Consider the following 17126-nt stretch of genomic DNA (forward strand, 5'->3'; position numbering starts at 1 on the left):
CCGCCCGGGTCTCAGGAGCGCCCACCGTCCGCCGAGATGATCTGGCCGGATATCCAGGATGCAGCATCGGATGCCAGGAACATGACGGCATTGGCGATATCCTGAGGGTGACCAAGCCGGCGCGTGTGAATGCTCTCCACCAACCGAGACTGGCCCTCAGAGCCATAGCTCTCCCATTGGCGCTGGGTCGCCGGATTGGACAGCACGAAGCCCGGAGCGACACTGTTGACGGTAATTCCATGGGGACCAAGTTCGAAGCTGAGTTGCTTCGTCAAACCCACTAGAGCATGTTTCGACGCCGTGTAGGCCTGAATCCCGGTCAGGCTCGGGCGCAGGCCCGCTCCGGACGAGATATTGACGATGCGGCCGAACTTCTGGCGCTTCATGTGGGGAGCGACGGCCTGCGAGCACCAGAACGCGCCATGCACATTGGCCTCGAAGAGCACAAGCCACTCGTGCTCGCTCACCTCGTCGATCGATTTCGCCACCTGGCCGCGGACCCCGCCCGCGCAATTGATCAGAATGTCGATATTCCCCAGGCTCTCCGCCATGTCTTCGAACACACGGCCGACGGCGGCACGATCGGCCAAGTCGAGGACGCGCGTCGCCACGGCGCCCGCTTCTGAAGCAATGCGCAATCCGGCCTCGTCCAAGTCGAGAGCCCAAACACGGGCGCCTTCCGATGCAAGGCATCGCACAATGCTCCGGCCGATGCCCTGCGCCGCCCCGGTCACAGCGACCCGACGGTTGGTGAAATCCAGTTTCATAGCGTCAGCATCTCGTCGAGAGTGGACCAGGATTGTTCTCGCCGCCCGTCCTCGATGTCATGGATCAGGTCGACGAGCCTGCCGATGGCAGGAGTCGCGATCCCGGCTTCGTGGCCGAGGGTCGCAATGATCGCGATCTGGGCGTCAACTTCGGTCTTGCGCTTGCGCACGGCGAGATCGCGCCAGATACCGGAATGCGTCTTGGCCGTATGCCGGTTGAACTCCGCCATGTCGGCGACGGAGCGACGAGCAGCATCCTCGCCGGCTCCCGGCATGAAGGCGTCCGGGTTGAACCCGTTGAAGCCCAAAGGCTTCACGCCCCGTGCGTTCGCGACCGCCATGACCTCCTGGCCAAGCCGACGGTAGACCGGAAAGTGCCGCTCGGAGGCAAGGTTCTCCGACATCGAGGCGTTGGTCAGGGCCGTCGCAAAGAGCAGGGAGCCGTAGCCCAGCTTGCCCCACAGATAGCCCCAGATGTTATCGGTCAGGACAGCCTTCGGCTCGAAGATCGACAGCAGACGATGGTATTCGCGCACGGCGTCGCTGGTCTGGCCGTCGAGACCGCCGACCGCAACCGCCGCCCGGTTGCCGAAAAGAATACGTCCCGGCTCCAGCCAGTCCGCGCCGAAATTGACGAAGCAGCCGATGGTCCGTTCGGCGCCGATCTCCTCGGCGATGATGATTTCGTTCAATCCGTTCTGCGCAGAGAGAACGGTGCCGCTCTCCGCAAGATAGGGCTTCAGCGAGCGGACGGCATCGCGTGTATGATGAGCCTTGACTGCCAGGATGATGCGGCTGAACTGACCTTCGACGTCGCTGGGCCTTGCGGCTTTGACCGATTGTCGAAACGTTTCGACGGGGCCCTCGATGAGTAGTCCGTCCGTGTTCATGGCCTCCACATGCGGCTCGACGATATCCACGAGCAGCACGTCCTCGCCAGCGCGGGAGAGGTATGCCCCGAGCGTACCGCCAATGGCGCCGGCGCCCCAGATAAGAATGGTGTTCCGGTTCATCTACCAAGTCTCGATAAGTGCGCGGGTTTCCTTGATCGCCACAGCCCAGATGGCGTTCATGTCGTCGTCCGATCGCTGGAAGTAACCGCCGAAGTTTCCGTCCTGCAGGATCTCGCGGACTCCTTGCGGACCGAACGTCCGCATCCGCTCAAGATCGACCATCGGCTTTTGATGCGCCGGCTGCTCGACACCGTCCAGACGTGTCCAGGGGAAGTTCTCCATCCAGGAGGCATGGGAAGCTATCGGATCGATCTGCTTCACTTTCTCGAACGTGCGGGGTGCATTCCACCAGTTGTGGAACTTCACCCGACACTCCCGGTTCTCGCCCATCCATTCGATGGCAGCCGTTTGGCCAGGCGCGTTCCCGCCATGACCATTGACGAAGAGAATGCGCCGGAAGCCCGTGCGCTTCAGCGAATCGAGGATGTCGGTGATAATGCGAAGATAGGTTTCTGCCCTCAGTGAAACGGTCCCAGGATAGGCCATGAAGTATGGCGTGATACCATAGGCCTGGACGGGGAACACCGGAACACCTGTCGGTTCCGCGGCTTCCAGAGCCACGCGCTCCGCCAGAATGCTGTCGACGGACAGGCTCAGATAGGCATGCTGCTCCGTGCAGCCGAGGGGAACGACCGCGCGATCATCCGTCTTCAGGTATTCTTCGACCTGAAGCCAGTTCATCTCACTGATTTTCATGAAAGGTTTCCTCTTGCGAAACGATCGACGAGCGCAACCGCTCGATTGCGGGAAGCAGGGTCGCACGGATGGCGTGGGGGTCCGGCACGTAGCGGAACTCCATGGCCCGACGATCCGGCGGCAACACTTGCCTGACGGCCACTTCCGCCCCGCTGGCATAGATCGCCACATCGACCTGAGACAGGAACGTTTCCAGATCGGGTGCCGTGATCAGACGCACATCCACATCGGAAACGTGAGGCGCGAAGCGCAGGACGCCCGGTTTCATCAGCGCAGTGAACTCAGGGAAGATCGACACGATACCGACGCGCGCCATAGGGTCGATCATGGCCAGCTGTGCGCGCGTCTCTTCGGCCGGGATAAAGCTCAAGCCGACAACTGGAACGCCTGTCGGAACGAGATGCTCGACCTCGCCGCGCCGATGGGCGAGCGTCACGCAAATATCGCAGGGAGAGGGGAAGGACTCACCCGTGTGCAGTGCATCGACCGTCGTCACCGCGATCGTATCGCCTGGACCAAGATAGTCCTGGATGCAGTTGGCGTATTGCTGTGTCGTCTCGACGAAGTTGCCCACCATGACGAGGCGCAACGCCCTGGAAGGCGTTGGACCTCGCGCGGCGCGGGCGTTGACTAGCGACGAAACGACGGAGGGAGCCAGACCGAGTTGCTCCGCCTCGTGGAAGAGGCCCTCGATCCGGCGCTGAATCGTCCGGACTGCACTCGACCGGAGGCCGTCGCTATTGTGTCCGTCGCCTACATAGGTACCTGCCCCAGGCTTCGCCTCGATGAGCCCCGCCTCGCGTAGCTCGCGGTAAACCGTCGCCACGGTCATATGTGCGATCCCGGCCCGCTCCGCCAACTCCCGGACCGAAGGCAATCGCTGTCCCGTAGGAAGTTCGCCGAGAGCAATGCCGAACTCAATCAGCCCACGCAGCTGAATGCCGAGCGGCACGGGCAGGGTACGGTCGAGGGCTCCCGCGAGGTCGGCAAGGATCCGCTCATCAGGTGTCCGTTCCGTGTCGCTATAACGGATGCCCTCACAAGCGTCAGATGTTGATTGAGGTTTGGGCAAGGCGCTGTTGACTTTTCTTAACTGAGTGACCTACCGTTCTAATCGATAAGAACACCTTGGACGAAAAGCCAGGGTCTTAGCAAGAGGGGAAGTGAAGTGAAACAAAACTTCAAGCTTGGTGGATCGCTCGTTGCCGCTCTCGTCCTCGGGACCGTTCTTTGCGGCTCGGTTTCCGCTCAAACGCTGACCATGGGCCTGCGGGCTGGGCCGGATTCGATCGACCCGCATTGGTCGACTCTCGGCAGTCAGGCAGAAGCGCTGCGCCACATCTTCGATACGCTCGTCATGTCGGACGAGAACTTGGGTCTGAAACCCGGTCTGGCGACGTCGTGGAAGCCGATTGACGACACGACCTGGGAGTTCAAGATCCGCGAAGGCGTGAAATTCCATGATGGATCGGAGCTAACCGCTGAGGACGTGAAGTTCTCAATTGATCGCATTCCGGTCGTCACCGGCCCCATGAGCATGACGATCTACACGAAGCAGGTTGCGGAGGCGAAAGTCGCCGACAAGTATACCTTGCACGTGAAGACCAAAGCTCCGGCGCCGACCCTGCCGAACGATTTCATACGCCTCTTCGTGGTATCGAAGAATGTCGGGATGGAGGCTCGCAACGAGCAGTTCAATTCGGGCAAGGCCGCCATCGGGACAGGTCCCTACAAGTTCGTCTCATGGGAGCCGAAGGGCGATCTCGTCCTGGAGCGCTTCGACGGCTACTGGGGCGAGAAGCAGCCCTGGCAGAAGGTTGTTCGCAAGGAAATCCCAAGCGATCCTGCCCGCATGGCTGCCCTGAAGTCGGGTCAGGTCGACTTAGTGAACTACGTGCCGGCCACCGATTATGCTGCGATGCAAAAGGACAAGTCCGTCGATACGTTCGTGGCCGATTCAGTCTATTTCCTGAATCTCACGCCGAATGTGAAAGAGACGCTGCCGAGGAAGGTGAAGGTCGACGGTAAGGAGATCGATGCAAACCCGTTGCGCGATCCCAAGGTGCGTGAGGCCATGGACCTTGCAATCGACCGCAAGACTTTGGTTCGCGTCGTGCTGGAAGGCCTGGGGCGCCCGGCCAACCAGTTGATGCCCGCCAGCTTCTTCGGCGGCAACAAGAATCTGCCGGAGCGTCCTTACGATCTGGCAAAGGCCAAGCAGCTTCTTGCCGATGCCGGCTATCCGAAAGGCTTCGAGATCGATTTCCACTGCACCAACAATCGTCTCCCGGGCGACGGCGCGGTGTGCGAGGCGCTCTCGCAGATGTGGGCCCGCGCCGGCCTGAAGGTGAATGCCAATGCGCTCAATGGAACCGTGTTCTTCCCGGCGCAACAAAAGGGCGAATTCTCGCTATGGATGAGTGGCTGGGGCACGCTGACCGGCGAGGCGAGCTATACGTATGGATCGCTCGTTCATACGGCGGATCCCCAACTCGGCCTCGGCGCGTTCAACAAGCAGGGTTACTCCAATCCGGAGGTTGACAAGCTGCTGGAGGAGGGCGCGCGCACCATGGATGATCCGAAGCGCCGCGCACTTTTCGAGAAGGTGACGGAAGTTTCCATGAACGATCGCGCGTTGATCCCGACAGTTCAGATCCAGACTGTCTGGGCCGCCAAGAAGGGCATGCTCGCCATTCCTCCGCGCGTCGACCAGGAGACCCTGGCCTATGAGATCAAGCCGAAGAGCTGATCGCATCCACAGGCGGTCGGCATCAGCCGGCCGCCTTCTCCCGAGGTAACTCTAACCTCCTTGGATTTTAGATTGATGCTCACCCCGGAGCATTGAGCACCTCGTCCCTGACTTCACAACATCCTGGCACCATGCACGAGACAGCATGATTGGTTTTCTTATTCAGCGGGTCCTTCAGGCGCTCATGGTCGTGATCGCCATGTCGATCATCGTGTTCCTGGGCGTCTATGCCATCGGCAACCCGATCGACGTCATGATCGATCCTGCATCCGACCAGGCGTTGCGTGAGGCCCTGATCCAGCGCTACGGCCTCGATCTGCCCCTGTACGAGCAATACTTCGTCTTCATGAGCAACATGTTGCATGGGGATCTGGGGGAATCGTTCATCTACCGGCTGCCCGTTCTGAACCTGATATGGTCGCGATTTCCGGCGACGCTGGAGCTTGCGCTGACCGCGATGCTGATCGCCACCTGTCTCGGCATTCCGCTGGGCTTATGGGCAGGCTACAAGCCGGAGTCGCTCTCCGCCAAGGCGATCATGGCATTCTCGGTCCTCGGTTTTAGCGTTCCGAGCTTCTGGGTCGGGCTTCTGCTGATCATGGCCTTTGCGGTCGAACTCGGTTGGTTTCCGTCGGGCGGGCGCGGCCCGACCACCCACGTGCTCGGCATGAACCTGTCGATCACCTCTTTGGAAGGTTGGAGTTACATCATCCTGCCAGCCTTCAATCTGGCGCTGTTCAAGCTGGGTCTCCTGATCCGACTGACACGGGCAGGCACGGCCGAAGTGATGAGCTCCGACTACGTGCGCTTCGCCCGGGCCCAGGGATTGTCCGAGAGCAAGGTCGTCGGCCTTCACGTGCTCAAGAACATCTCGATCCCCATTGTGACCGTCTTCGGTCTGGAGCTTGGCTCCACACTTGCCTTCGCGGTGGTGACGGAAACGGTTTTCAACTGGCCTGGCATGGGCAAACTGATCATCGATTCGATCACCGTGCTCGACCGTCCTGTCATGGTTGCATACCTCATTCTCGTCGTGTTCCTCTTCGTGATGATCAATCTCGTCGTCGATCTAGTCTATGGCCAGCTAGACCCGCGCATTCGTGTAAAGGCGGCGTCATGAGCAGTTCTTCCGCTCTCCCGTTACCCGCCGAGACCGGCTGGAGCCGGATCTCCAACTTCTGGTCGGATTTCCGGCAAAGCCCGGTCGCTGTCGCGGCCTTGATCGTGGTCGTCGTCGTGGTTCTCATGGCTGTTCTTGCGCCGTTCGTGACGCCGCAGGATCCCTACAACCAGGAGGCCCTCGATCTCTTCGATGCTCGTCTCGAGCCCGGGGAAGTCGGGTCCGGCGGTTATGTCCACTGGCTTGGCACGGATGCCGCGGGCCGCGACATCTTTTCTGCGATCCTGTACGGGCTGCGCACGAGTTTGATCGTCGGTGTCATGGCCGGTACGTTGGCGCTCGTTCTCGGCACGACGGTCGGTCTCATTGCAGCCTATTACGGCGGCCGCATCGAGGCGCTCATCATGCGCGTTATCGACCTTCAGCTCTCGCTGCCGGCGATCCTGCTTGCACTGGTTCTCGTGGCAATGTTAGGGCAGGGGCTGATGCAGCTCGTCGCTGCACTGGTCGCCGCGCAGTATGCCTATTTCGCCCGCACGACTCACGGTGCGGCCAGCGCGGAGAGGCGCAAGGACTACATCGAGGCAGCGCTCTCGACCCCGCTGCCAGCCCGCCACGTCCTTTTCCGCCACCTCCTGCCCAATGCCTTGCCACCTCTAATCGTAGTCGCAACCGTCCAGGTGGCGAACTCCATCGCCCTTGAAGCGACGCTGTCCTTCCTGGGACTCGGGCTTCCCATCACGCAGCCGTCGTTGGGCTCGCTGATCTCCAACGGATTCCAGTTCCTGCTGTCGGGGCGCTACTGGATCTCGATTTATCCGGGAATTGCCCTCATGCTGACCGTCGTGGCGATCAATCTGGTGGGCGATCAGGTCCGCAACGTTCTGAATCCGAGGCGCAGCCGATGAGCGACGCGGTTCTTCGTGTCAAAGACCTTCAGACCCAGTTCCAGACCCGTGCTGGGGTGCTGAAGGCCGTCGACGGCGTCAGCTTCGAAGTCGGGCGTGGCCGCATTCTTGGGCTTGTCGGCGAGTCGGGATCGGGCAAAAGCGTCACGGGCTACTCCATTCTCGGCCTGGTCGAGCCGCCCGGCAGGATCGCGGGCGGCGAGGTTCTCCTGAACGGAAAGGACCTCACGCGCCTGAGAGGCGAGGCCATGCGTCAAGTTCGCGGCGCCCAGATCGCCATGGTCTTCCAGGACCCGATGATGACGCTCAATCCGGTCCTCAAGATCGGAACGCAGATGATCGCGGCAGTGAGGGCTCACGACAGGGTCTCACGCAAGGCGGCACGCGCGAGAGCACGCGACGCCCTCGCCAAAGTGGGCATTCCGAGCCCCGAGGAGCGTCTCGACTCCTATCCGCACCAGCTCTCCGGCGGCATGCGTCAACGGGTGGCCATCGCCATCGCGCTCCTGCATAGCCCCGCGGTCATCATTGCGGACGAGCCGACGACAGCGCTCGACGTCTCCATCCAAGGTCAAATCCTGGCGGAAGTGCGACGCCTCGCCGACCAGACCGGAACGGCTTTCGTCTGGGTCACCCATGACCTCGCAGTGGTGTCGAGCCTCGCGGACGACATCTGTGTCATGTATGCCGGGAAGGTGGTGGAAAGCGGGCCGGCCGCCGAGGTAATCGCGTCGCCGCGCCATCCCTATACGGCCGGTCTTCTGGCGTCCGTGCCCGCGGAGCATGAGCCTGGAACCAAGCTTCCTCAGGTTCCCGGATCGACGCCCTCGCTGGCTAACCTGCCACCCGGTTGCGCCTTTGCGCCTCGGTGCGCCAAGGCGGGACCCGCCTGCACGACGACACCGCCTGTTCAGACCTTCGAGGACGGACGTACCGCCCTCTGTCATTACCCGATCGAGCCCATTTCATGCCAGCCGCACTCCTTGACGTCGCACACGTATCGAAGCGCTTCGTAAAGCATCCGAATCTCGGGGAGCGCATCGCCGGACTTCTCGGTGCCGGGCCGAAAGCCGAGACCGTGCGCGCGGTGACCGATGTCAGTCTCACGGTTGCCAAGGGCGAGGTCGTGGGCCTCGTCGGGGAGTCCGGCTGCGGGAAATCCACGCTTGGTCGGATGATCGCCGGGATCTACACGCCGAGCGACGGCAAGATCCTGTTCGATAGGACGCCTGTCGCGAAGGCGCAGGGACGGCGCACGCAGAAGCTGACGACGCGTGTCCAGATGATCCACCAGGATCCCTTCGCGAGCCTCAATCCGCGTATCCGGATCGGCGATACGGTGGCAGAAGGCCCGGTGGCGCACGGCATCGTGAAGTCCCGCGAGGCGGATGACTACGTGGCGGATCTGCTCGGGCGCGTTGGACTCGATCCCGGTTACAGCAGGCGGTTCCCGCATCAGTTCTCCGGTGGTCAGCGCCAGCGCATTGCCATCGCCCGTGCGCTTGCCATGAAGCCCGACCTTCTGGTGCTTGACGAGCCCGTGGCGTCCCTCGACGTTTCCATCCAGGCGCAGGTGCTCAATCTGTTCATGGACCTGCGTCGAGATTTGGATCTGACGGGAATCTTCATCAGCCACGATCTCGGCGTCGTGCGTCATGTCTCGGACCGGGTCGCGATCATGTATCTCGGCCGCATCGTCGAGCTGGCGCCGACTGCCGAACTCTATGCCAGCCCGAACCATCCCTATACGCGCGCACTCTTCGAGAGCGTGCCCCGCATCGGCGTGGGTCGGAAGGATTTTCGCCCGATCGCCGGCGAAATTCCATCCCCGCTTCACCCACCGGGCGGATGCCATTTCCATCCGCGGTGCCCCCTTGCGGGGCCCCGGTGCAAGCGCGAGGCGCCCGCGCTGGCCGCGATCGCTCCTGGCCGGTTCTCCGCCTGTCATCTCAACACCGGCGGCACGGAATAATCGAGAAGTTCGACAGACATGACCCAGCAAGCTTCTCTCGCAGCGCTCCAGGAACGCGTTGCCGCCGTTAACGATGTGCTCAATGCGGTATCGGTGCTCACGTGGGATTCCCGCACGATGATGCCCACAGATGGAGCGGAAACCCGAGGCCTCCAGATCGCGACGCTGACCCGGCTTGCTCGCGATCTGCTCCTTGCGCCCGAAACAGAGAAAGCCTTAGAGGAGGCCGAGCGGGCGACGGAAGGCTTCGGGCAGGACGCTGCCGAACGACGCATGGTGCAGCAGACCCGTCAGGCGGTGGAGCACCATAAGCGTGTTCCGGTCTCTCTGATCCAGGAGCGGGCGGCTCTTCGCACAGTCGCGCAGGCGGCCTGGATCGACGCCCGATCGAAGAGCGACTTCGCTGTTTTCTCGCCCTATCTTGCCAGGACCATTGCGCTATCCCGGGCCTATGCCGATTGCATCGGCTGGAATGAGCACCCCTATGACGCCATGGTGTCTATCTACGAGCCTGGCGAGACCGCAGCGAGCCTGAAAGAGCTGTTCACGACATTGCGGGCCGGGCTTCAGCCCATCCTGGATGCCGCAAGGGCTCGTCCTCAACCCCGCTCTGACTTCCTGTTCCGCGATTTTCCGGAGGAAGGGCAGAGAGCCTTTGGCCTGAGCCTCGCGGAGAGGCTTGGCTATGACTTCCGGCGCGGGCGTCTGGACACCACCGTCCATCCGTTCGAAGTGTCGTTCACCCGCAACGACGTGCGGATCACGACCCGCTACAACCGCAACTACCTGCCAGCCTCCATTTTCGGCACCGCTCACGAGACCGGACACGGTCTCTACGAGCAGGGGGTCGATGCGGCTCATACCCGGACGACACTGGCGACTGACCTCGTTGGTCTCTACGCAGTCGGAGGAACGAGCTTTGGAGCCCATGAATCCCAGTCGCGCCTTTGGGAGAACCACATCGTTCGAAGCCAGACGTTCTGGCAGAGGCACTTCTCGGATCTGCGGAAGCATTTTCCGGATCAGCTTGGCGATGTCAGCGCAGACGAGTTCTATCGCGCCGTCACGCGCGTCGAGCCCGGTTTCATTCGGGTCGAGGCCGATGAACTGACTTATGATTTCCACATCATGCTGCGCGCGGATATCGAATGCGCGCTCATGGACGGCTCGCTTGCGGTCGACTATCTACCAGAAGCCTGGAACGCGGCGATCAGGCGTGATCTCGACCTTGTGGTACCGGACGATGCCCGCGGCGTCCTGCAGGATGTGCATTGGTCCACCGGCTATATCGGCTCGTTCCCGACCTATACCATCGGAAATGTTATGGGCGCTCAGGTGATGGACACCCTGTGTGGTCGTAATCCGTCTCTCGGTGATGCGATCACGGCCGGACATTATGGGATCCTGGCAGACGAACTGCGCACCCGGATCTGGCAGCACGGTCGCCGCTTTACGCGTGACGAACTGCTGGAGCGTGAAACGGGTCGCCCGCTCGATCCAGGCCCTTACCTTCACTATCTGCGCAGCAAATACGCTGCATGAGCGATGCGCTACAAAGCCCACTCATAGCAACATGGTGCGAATTCGCCGACATTCTGAGAAACAGGTAAATATACTCATACTAAAGTAGGTCAGCATTAACCAGCCCTGATGTATCGCGGAGCAAATCACAATAAAGTGGGGCTCCTCAGTGCTGAAAAGTGTTACGTTATCCATGAAGATCATGGCACTCGTCGCCGTGATCATTTTCGCGACGGCCGGAACCATGTGGTTTGCGGCCTCCCGACAGGTCTGGGCCGATCTGGAAGTGCAGCAGCAGCAGAAGGCCGAACAATATCTGCGCAGCCTTTCTCTGGTTTATGCTGCTCGGGTGTCCGGTGCCGAGGTCAAGACCGAGCAAGGACGGGTCGCTCGCATCGTGAGCCCCCCGCTGACCGAATTCAGAGATTTCGCGGTCGTCGACGATTCCGTGTCTTATGTCGGCGGGAACGCCACGATCTTCACCTTCGACGCAACCCAGGATGCGTTCATCCGCCGCGTGACAACCGTGAAGAAGGAAAACGGCGAACGGGCGGTCGGAACGGCCCTGGCTCCCGACAGTCCGGCCCAGGCTCATGTCCGCCGTGGAGATCCCTATTACGGCCCGACCGTGCTCTTCGGCACTCAGTTCTACACCGCGTATCAGCCGACCTTCGACAAGACCGGCAAGGTCAATGGCATTCTCTATGTCGGCGTGCCGGTTGCCGATCTCCATGACGCCTATTCATCAACAATGTCGATGCTGACGATTGCAGCCGGTGCGATTGCTATCCTCGCGTGCATCGGCGCTCTGCTGATCGCCACGCGCCTTTTCCGGCCACTGAAGGCGATAACCCTCCGCGTCGAGATGTTGGCAGAAGGGGATCTCGAAAGCACCATCGGCTATCAGGATCGCGGCGACGAGATCGGTGCGGTGGCCAAGTCCCTGCAGGTCTTCAGGAGCGCCTTGATCGCACAGCGGCAGGCAGCTGAAGCGGCGGCCCTCGAGCAGGAGGCAAGGACGCGTCGCGCTCAGATGCTGGACAAACTCACGCAGCACTTCGAGGAGAAGGTCTCGTCCCTGACCCGTCGCCTGTCCGTGTCCGCATCCGACCTGGAAACGACCGCCCAGTCCATGACGGCGGTTGCCGACAAGGCCACGCACCAGTCCGTCGGTGTCGCGTCGGCCTCGCAGCAAACCTCCGCCAACGTGCAGACAGTCGCAGCCGCAACGGAGGAGTTGTCGATCTCGATCCGCGAGATCTCCGCACAGGTCGCTCAGTCGTCGAGCATTGCGGAACGAGCCGTGACGGATGCGCAGCGTACCAACGGAATCGTGCAGATGCTCGCGGGTTCTGCCGACAAAATCGGTCACGTCGTGCAACTCATCAACAGCATTGCGTCTCAGACCAATCTGCTGGCCTTGAACGCGACCATCGAGGCGGCGCGCGCGGGCGAGGCCGGCAAGGGCTTCGCCGTGGTGGCGAGCGAGGTGAAGGAGCTCGCCAACCAGACGTCGCGGGCCACCGAGGAGATCTCGGGCCAGATTGCCAGCGTTCAGCAGGTCACCGCCGAGGCCGTGCAGGCCATCCAGGCGATCGCAGGCACGATCGGCGAGATGTCCCAGATCTCGGTGGCGATCGCGGCCGCCATGGAGGAGCAGGGGGCCGCCACGGCTGAGATCTCGCGCAATGTCCACGAGGCGGCCCGCGGCACCGAGGTCGTCACGGGCAGCATCGGAGAGGTTCGCCAGGCTGCTGGAGACACGGGAGCAGCAGCAACCCAGGTTCTCGCGGCTGCCCAGGAACTGGCGCGGCATTCCGCCAGCCTCGGACAGGAGGTCGATCACTTCTTGTCCGGCGTCAAAGCCGCATAAGTTCCCTGGCACTCGCCTCAAAGTGAGCCGCAGCAGAAAGATCTGTTGCGGCTCTCCGTCAATGCTCAACCTGATCGGCCGAATGTCCAGCGCGCCAATAGGCAACGACTTGGTGCTCAGTGGTCGGGATCTTCCATTCCTGACGCAGGAGCCTCTTGAGACATCGGCAGCTCTTCTGCTCGCAGCCGGCCCAGATGAAGCGGCGGCGCTCGTCCGAAGGCACTTCGATCGCGCGTACGGCATCCTCGATGAGGGACGTCGTTCCCGCGGGAGCTCCGTTCCGGTGCATCCAGCGAATGTCCAGTGCGGCCCTGGAGCAGAGAGGCTGCTCCTCGCTGGCATCCTCCACTTCGAGAAGCACGGTCGCTCTGCATTCGGAGGGCAGTTCCGCCAAGATGCGGCTGATGGCCGGGAGGGCCGTCTCATCTCCCGCGAAAAGGTACCAGTCGGCCGGGGGCAGTTCGCCGCCACCTGGACCCATGATTCCGATTGTATCGCCGGGACGAGCCTGTAAAGCCCAGGTAGAGCCGGGCGTGTTGTCTCCTTCGTGCAGGACGAAGTCGATCTCAATCTCGTTTCGCTCCACATCAATCTCGCGGATCGTATAGATCCGCATCACCGGCCGATCCTCGCCGCGCGGCCAGACGGGCCGCCCATCCTCGCCCATCACGGGCCATGAGGGAGCACGTCCGGAGCTCGGAGGAAAAAGCAGCCGAACATGCATGCCGCCCGTTGCAAAACGTGCGAGATCGCGCCCCTTGAGACGCACCCGGCGCATGCGCGGGGTGACATTGGTCGCGTTGACGACGTGCATCTCACGAAAATACGGGAGCGGCGTTCCGGCCTGACCATCTCCTTCCCAGGCGATGCGGGGGCTCTCCCCCTCGACGAAGCCGATGATGTGCTCCGCCAGGCTCCATTTGACATATGCGAGACCCGTTGCATCAGGCCCTTCCGCAAGGAGGTAGAGAGCGTCGTCACGCGCTTCCACTAACGCAGTGCCGTATTCGAATTCCACCCTGGCGGAGTGTGCGGACCGGTCGACCCGTCCATGTTCGACGAAATGCTCGCAGAGCTTGTCCATCATCTGATCGGGGCGTGCGAGCGTGACCGAGGCCTTGGCGCGAAGAGTGGTTGATGTCGTCATTTGTTCCATGGACATATGTGCTCCGTCTATCTGTTCCGGTGCAGGAGCCAGACCAGGTACGGTCCCCCGATGAGTGAAGCGAAGAGACCCAAAGGGACCTGGTAGGGAAAGGACGCGATCCTGGACAGCCAATCGGCTCCGGCCATCAATCCCGTGCCGATCAGGACCGCAGCCAGAACCTGGTGGTGCGCACGGCCGAACCCGACCAGCCGCGCCATATGGGGTGCGACAAGACCGACGAAGCTCAGCGGGCCGACGACAAGCGAGGCGGCTGCCGTCAAGCCAGCGGCGACGACGGTGAGCGCCATCCGGCTGGTGCGAAGCGGCAATCCTATCGCCCGCGCTTGATCGGGGCCAAGAGGCATGATTTCAAGCCAGCGGAAGATCAGAGGCAGGAGCCCGAGCAGGAGCGCCGCCACCGCGACGGTGATCGATGCCTCTGCCCAAGTGATATGGTTCGTCGCGCCGCTGAGCCAGGCGAGGAGTTGAAAGGCGCGCACATCCCCCGTGATCATTGCTGCGTTGACAAGGGCGTTGCACAGCGCTCCGACGGCGAGGCCTCCAAGCAGGAGCCGTTCTGGATTTCGGTCCTGCCGACTGGCGACTGCGAGGAGTGCGCCCAATACGACAACGACGCCCACGGCCCCTCCAGCGAGGCGGATGCCCGTAGTCGCGTTCGATACCGTGAAGAGAACCGCTGCGAGTCCAATGCCGGCGCCCGCACTCACACCGAGGACTTCCGGACTCGCGAGAGGGTTGTCGGTCATGCGCTGCAGGATCATCCCGGCGGCCGCCAGCATGCCCCCGGCAGCCGCTGCCGCGACGATGCGTGGTGCGCGAAACGGAAGAAGGTCGCTGAGAAGCCGGCCCGTCGCAAGGTTCCAGCCGTCGGGGCCACGCCCGACGAGGAGTGCCAAGGTGATCATCGCGATGACAAGGAACGAGAGCGCCGCTAGCATAGGGGTGGGATACATGATGCGCCGTGAGGGCGCGGGCTGTCCGGAAACCAATGCATGGCGGGGCAGGTTGAGCCTTGGCAGCAGATACAGGAGAAGCGGTCCTCCGAGGAGAGCCGTGGCAACTCCGGTCGGTATCATCTCGGCTGATCCATGGGCCGTAAATTGAACGAGACCGTCCGTGAGCCACAGGACGGCGGCTCCGATGAGCGGCGCGGCCAAGAGAATGTCGCGCTGCGTGCGGGCACCGCCCAGCCGAGCCAGCGTCGGAGCCGCGAGCCCGACGAATCCGATCACGCCGACCTCAGCCGTGACGGTGGTCGCGAGCCATACGGCGAGAGCGAGGGTCGCGAGGCGTAAGGCCAGAAGATTGACCCCGAGGCTGCGCGCGCTCTCATCGGCGAGACCGAGAAGCTCCAGCGGCCGGATCAGGAGAAAACAAGCCGCGAAGGTGACCAGCAGCGTGAGGGCAAGTGCCTGAACCGGGCCCCAGCCTTGCTGAGTCAGGGAGCCGCTGCCCCAGATCAGGAGCGACATCATGTATTCGCCATTGGCGAGGATCAGCGTCGCACTCAGTGCCATCGCGACGAGAGACACGACCATTCCGGCAAGAACGATGGTGATCGGCTCAAGCCCGCGCCGCCAGCTCAGAGCCATGAGCATGATCGTGACGGTCAGCCCACCGACAAGGGCAACTGTCTCACGTGACGTATCCATGAGCGCAGGCGCGAATAGGGTGGCCGCCGTCATGGCAAGTTGCGCGCCTGCTGAAATGCCGAGCGTCGACGGATCGGCGATCGGATTGCGCAGGGTCCGCTGCAAGAGGGCGCCGGAAAGCCCGAGCGCGGCGCCCGACAACAACGCCACAACGGCACGCGGAAGCACGCTGTTGAACAGGAGGATGCTATTGAGATCGAAACTCTGTCCGCTCGCCAGCGGGAAAAGGCACAGGATTTGATAGCCGGATAAACCCACGGCGGCGGCAAACACCACGAACCACATCAACGTGAACGGCCTATGTGCCATGCTTTCAATCAAGGCCGCCTCCCGCGCCGGCGAGCGCGCCGGTCAGCAGGCGTGCGAAACGGCGCGCCGCCGGAAGTGCGCCGAACGGATTGACGGATGGGAGCACCACGACGCGCCCTTCACGGACCGCCGGGAGTGCCTTCCACAGCGGACTGTCGCGCAGGGTGCTGTGTGCATCCGGAGGGACTGGAGAGATGATGACGATCGAGGCCTCGGGCACATCGGCGAGAGCCTCGAGGGGAACTGGTGCCGCCGCAGCATAGCTGGTGCGCTTCGCCCAGGCGTTCGTCAACCCAAGGCGCTGGAGAACGTCGCCGAACATGCTGTCATAGCCGAAAGCCCTGAAGTGCCGGGCATCGCCAAGGTTGATGAGAAAAACGGGCCGTGTCGTTCTCTCGGCAAGGCGGCGGCTGGCCTGTGCGATCTCGAGGGACGCTGCATCGATATAGGACCGCGCCTGCGCAGTCCGGCCAAGCGTTTCGCCGAGCGTCATCGTGATCTTCTCGGCTGGAGCGTAGGGAGGGCGGCCGGGTTCGTAAACCGTGTAGGATGCCACGGGAGCAATCTGTTGGAGGCGATCCTGGATCCAGGAGAACCAATGCGAACTGACGATCAGATCTGGATTGGACAGGCGCAGCATCTCGAAATTCGGTGAGCCCCGCAGGCCCAGATCGGCAACCTGAGACGGCACATTCGGCTCGACGGCGATTTTCCGAAACTGGACGAGTTCGGTTGCGGCAACGGGCGTGACGTCCAGGGCGAGCAGGGTCTCGAACATGGCCCAGTCCAAAACGGCGATGCGCTGGTGCGACTGCGCCCTGACCCTGCCGGCGACGAACGAACCGATCGCGGCTGTCAGAAAGTGGCGTCGGCTCGCCGGGAATGCAGCGTGACATGAGGTGGGCTGCATCGACATGCGACGTACCTGAGCTCTCAAAGCTTGGGCGGAGTAGAAAATATACTTCAAATTTTTTATCAATACTTTGATGCTATGACCCGCATGGCTTGGTGACTTGACGCCGGATCGACCCGGTCAGCCGCCAGCCAAGATCCGACCTCGTTCAGACACCGACGGTGGTCATGAACCGCGGCTGCGCTCACGTCAACATTTTTGTTCCAAAAAGCGTAGCATCTTTATGAGCTTAGAATGGTTCAAGATTGGCCGTTCAGACGAAGGTGCCTCTGCTTTCCTCGTCCGGACGGTGCTGCATGGCTCCGTCAGACGGCTCAACGGTCGACGACAACGTCGGATTGCGCCGACGTCAACGTAGAATAATTGCCAGTTTAGAGCATTCTAAATGAGTATACATCTGAATTATAATAATTCTAAATTGTCGTTTAGAGTAGTTGTAAAACATAATTCTTGCCACAGCTAAGT

Annotated in this window: 14 protein-coding genes; 7 read left to right on the top strand and 7 right to left on the bottom strand. The window is 61.9% G+C overall.

The features are described from left to right. Positions 1–11: 11 nt before the first annotated feature. Genes KBI52_RS24805 through KBI52_RS24820 form a run of 4 tightly spaced genes read right to left on the bottom strand, consistent with a single transcriptional unit; the run spans position 12 to position 3428 of the window. Positions 12–767: an SDR family NAD(P)-dependent oxidoreductase gene (locus tag KBI52_RS24805; RefSeq protein ID WP_210812068.1), complete on the bottom strand. Its 756-nt coding sequence runs from the start codon at positions 765–767 to the stop codon at positions 12–14. Beyond that, entirely contained in the window at positions 764–1780 is a 1017-nt protein-coding gene (locus KBI52_RS24810; RefSeq protein WP_210812069.1) for a ketopantoate reductase family protein, read from the bottom strand. Before KBI52_RS24810 ends, KBI52_RS24805 begins: the two co-directional genes overlap by 4 nt. Further along, positions 1781–2476 carry a creatininase family protein gene (locus tag KBI52_RS24815; protein WP_210812070.1) on the bottom strand — a complete coding sequence of 232 codons (696 nt, stop codon included), beginning with the start codon at positions 2474–2476 and terminating at the stop codon, positions 1781–1783. Beyond that, positions 2463–3428, bottom strand: coding sequence for a GntR family transcriptional regulator (locus KBI52_RS24820; RefSeq protein WP_210812071.1), 966 nt, complete (start codon positions 3426–3428; stop codon positions 2463–2465). Before KBI52_RS24820 ends, KBI52_RS24815 begins: the two co-directional genes overlap by 14 nt. 216 nt (positions 3429–3644) lie before the next feature. On the opposite strand from KBI52_RS24820, the gene KBI52_RS24825 reads away from it, so the two are divergent. The 7 genes from KBI52_RS24825 to KBI52_RS24855 all read left to right on the top strand — a co-directional run bounded on the left by KBI52_RS24825 (position 3645) and on the right by KBI52_RS24855 (position 12619). Beyond that, positions 3645–5225, top strand: a complete 1581-nt coding sequence (locus tag KBI52_RS24825; RefSeq protein WP_173950292.1) for an ABC transporter substrate-binding protein — start codon at positions 3645–3647, stop codon at positions 5223–5225. 145 nt (positions 5226–5370) lie between these two features. Next, entirely contained in the window at positions 5371–6345 is a 975-nt protein-coding gene (locus KBI52_RS24830) for an ABC transporter permease (protein ID WP_173950293.1), read from the top strand. Further along, the gene (locus KBI52_RS24835) at positions 6342–7253 is read left to right on the top strand and encodes an ABC transporter permease (protein ID WP_173950294.1); all 912 of its coding nucleotides are present in this window, start codon (positions 6342–6344) and stop codon (positions 7251–7253) included. Before KBI52_RS24830 ends, KBI52_RS24835 begins: the two co-directional genes overlap by 4 nt. Continuing rightward, positions 7250–8269, top strand: a complete 1020-nt coding sequence (locus KBI52_RS24840) for an ABC transporter ATP-binding protein (RefSeq protein WP_210812072.1) — start codon at positions 7250–7252, stop codon at positions 8267–8269. The genes KBI52_RS24835 and KBI52_RS24840 overlap by 4 nt, the downstream gene beginning before the upstream one ends. Further along, positions 8221–9225 (top strand): ABC transporter ATP-binding protein, encoded by a 1005-nt coding sequence (locus KBI52_RS24845; RefSeq protein WP_210812073.1) that lies wholly within the window; start codon positions 8221–8223, stop codon positions 9223–9225. The genes KBI52_RS24840 and KBI52_RS24845 overlap by 49 nt, the downstream gene beginning before the upstream one ends. A gap of 18 nt (positions 9226–9243) precedes the next feature. Continuing rightward, complete coding sequence (locus tag KBI52_RS24850) at positions 9244–10767, top strand: carboxypeptidase M32 (RefSeq protein WP_173950297.1); 1524 nt, start codon at positions 9244–9246, stop codon at positions 10765–10767. A gap of 172 nt (positions 10768–10939) precedes the next feature. Further along, positions 10940–12619 (top strand): methyl-accepting chemotaxis protein, encoded by a 1680-nt coding sequence (locus KBI52_RS24855; RefSeq protein ID WP_210812074.1) that lies wholly within the window; start codon positions 10940–10942, stop codon positions 12617–12619. Between the two features lie 58 nt (positions 12620–12677). Here KBI52_RS24855 and KBI52_RS24860 read toward each other — a convergent pair whose 3' ends face one another. The 3 genes from KBI52_RS24860 to KBI52_RS24870 are packed head-to-tail and all read right to left on the bottom strand — an operon-like array spanning position 12678 to position 16526. Further along, positions 12678–13766, bottom strand: coding sequence for a siderophore-interacting protein (locus KBI52_RS24860; protein ID WP_210812075.1), 1089 nt, complete (start codon positions 13764–13766; stop codon positions 12678–12680). Between the two features lie 26 nt (positions 13767–13792). Further along, entirely contained in the window at positions 13793–15748 is a 1956-nt protein-coding gene (gene fhuB / locus KBI52_RS24865) for a Fe(3+)-hydroxamate ABC transporter permease FhuB (RefSeq protein ID WP_247654637.1), read from the bottom strand. A 4-nt stretch (positions 15749–15752) separates the two neighbouring features. Further along, positions 15753–16526, bottom strand: coding sequence for an iron-siderophore ABC transporter substrate-binding protein (locus KBI52_RS24870; RefSeq protein ID WP_247654638.1), 774 nt, complete (start codon positions 16524–16526; stop codon positions 15753–15755). Positions 16527–17126 lie beyond the last annotated feature (600 nt).

The organism is Microvirga sp. HBU67558 (genome assembly GCF_018069605.1).
GTDB lineage: Bacteria > Pseudomonadota > Alphaproteobacteria > Rhizobiales > Beijerinckiaceae > Microvirga > Microvirga terrae.

What these genes read in the sequence shown, in the direction of transcription:
- KBI52_RS24805 (WP_210812068.1), bottom strand. Translation starts at nt 767, where the DNA reads ATGAAACTGGATTTCACCAACCGTCGGGTCGCTGTGACCGGGGCGGCG.
- KBI52_RS24815 (WP_210812070.1), bottom strand. Translation starts at nt 2,476, where the DNA reads ATGAAAATCAGTGAGATGAACTGGCTTCAGGTCGAAGAATACCTGAAG.
- KBI52_RS24845 (WP_210812073.1), top strand. Translation starts at nt 8,221, where the DNA reads ATGCCAGCCGCACTCCTTGACGTCGCACACGTATCGAAGCGCTTCGTA.
- KBI52_RS24810 (WP_210812069.1), bottom strand. Translation starts at nt 1,780, where the DNA reads ATGAACCGGAACACCATTCTTATCTGGGGCGCCGGCGCCATTGGCGGT.
- KBI52_RS24840 (WP_210812072.1), top strand. Translation starts at nt 7,250, where the DNA reads ATGAGCGACGCGGTTCTTCGTGTCAAAGACCTTCAGACCCAGTTCCAG.
- fhuB (WP_247654637.1), bottom strand. Translation starts at nt 15,748, where the DNA reads ATGGCACATAGGCCGTTCACGTTGATGTGGTTCGTGGTGTTTGCCGCC.
- KBI52_RS24830 (WP_173950293.1), top strand. Translation starts at nt 5,371, where the DNA reads ATGATTGGTTTTCTTATTCAGCGGGTCCTTCAGGCGCTCATGGTCGTG.
- KBI52_RS24855 (WP_210812074.1), top strand. Translation starts at nt 10,940, where the DNA reads ATGAAGATCATGGCACTCGTCGCCGTGATCATTTTCGCGACGGCCGGA.
- KBI52_RS24850 (WP_173950297.1), top strand. Translation starts at nt 9,244, where the DNA reads ATGACCCAGCAAGCTTCTCTCGCAGCGCTCCAGGAACGCGTTGCCGCC.
- KBI52_RS24835 (WP_173950294.1), top strand. Translation starts at nt 6,342, where the DNA reads ATGAGCAGTTCTTCCGCTCTCCCGTTACCCGCCGAGACCGGCTGGAGC.
- KBI52_RS24860 (WP_210812075.1), bottom strand. Translation starts at nt 13,766, where the DNA reads ATGACGACATCAACCACTCTTCGCGCCAAGGCCTCGGTCACGCTCGCA.
- KBI52_RS24870 (WP_247654638.1), bottom strand. Translation starts at nt 16,526, where the DNA reads ATGTTCGAGACCCTGCTCGCCCTGGACGTCACGCCCGTTGCCGCAACC.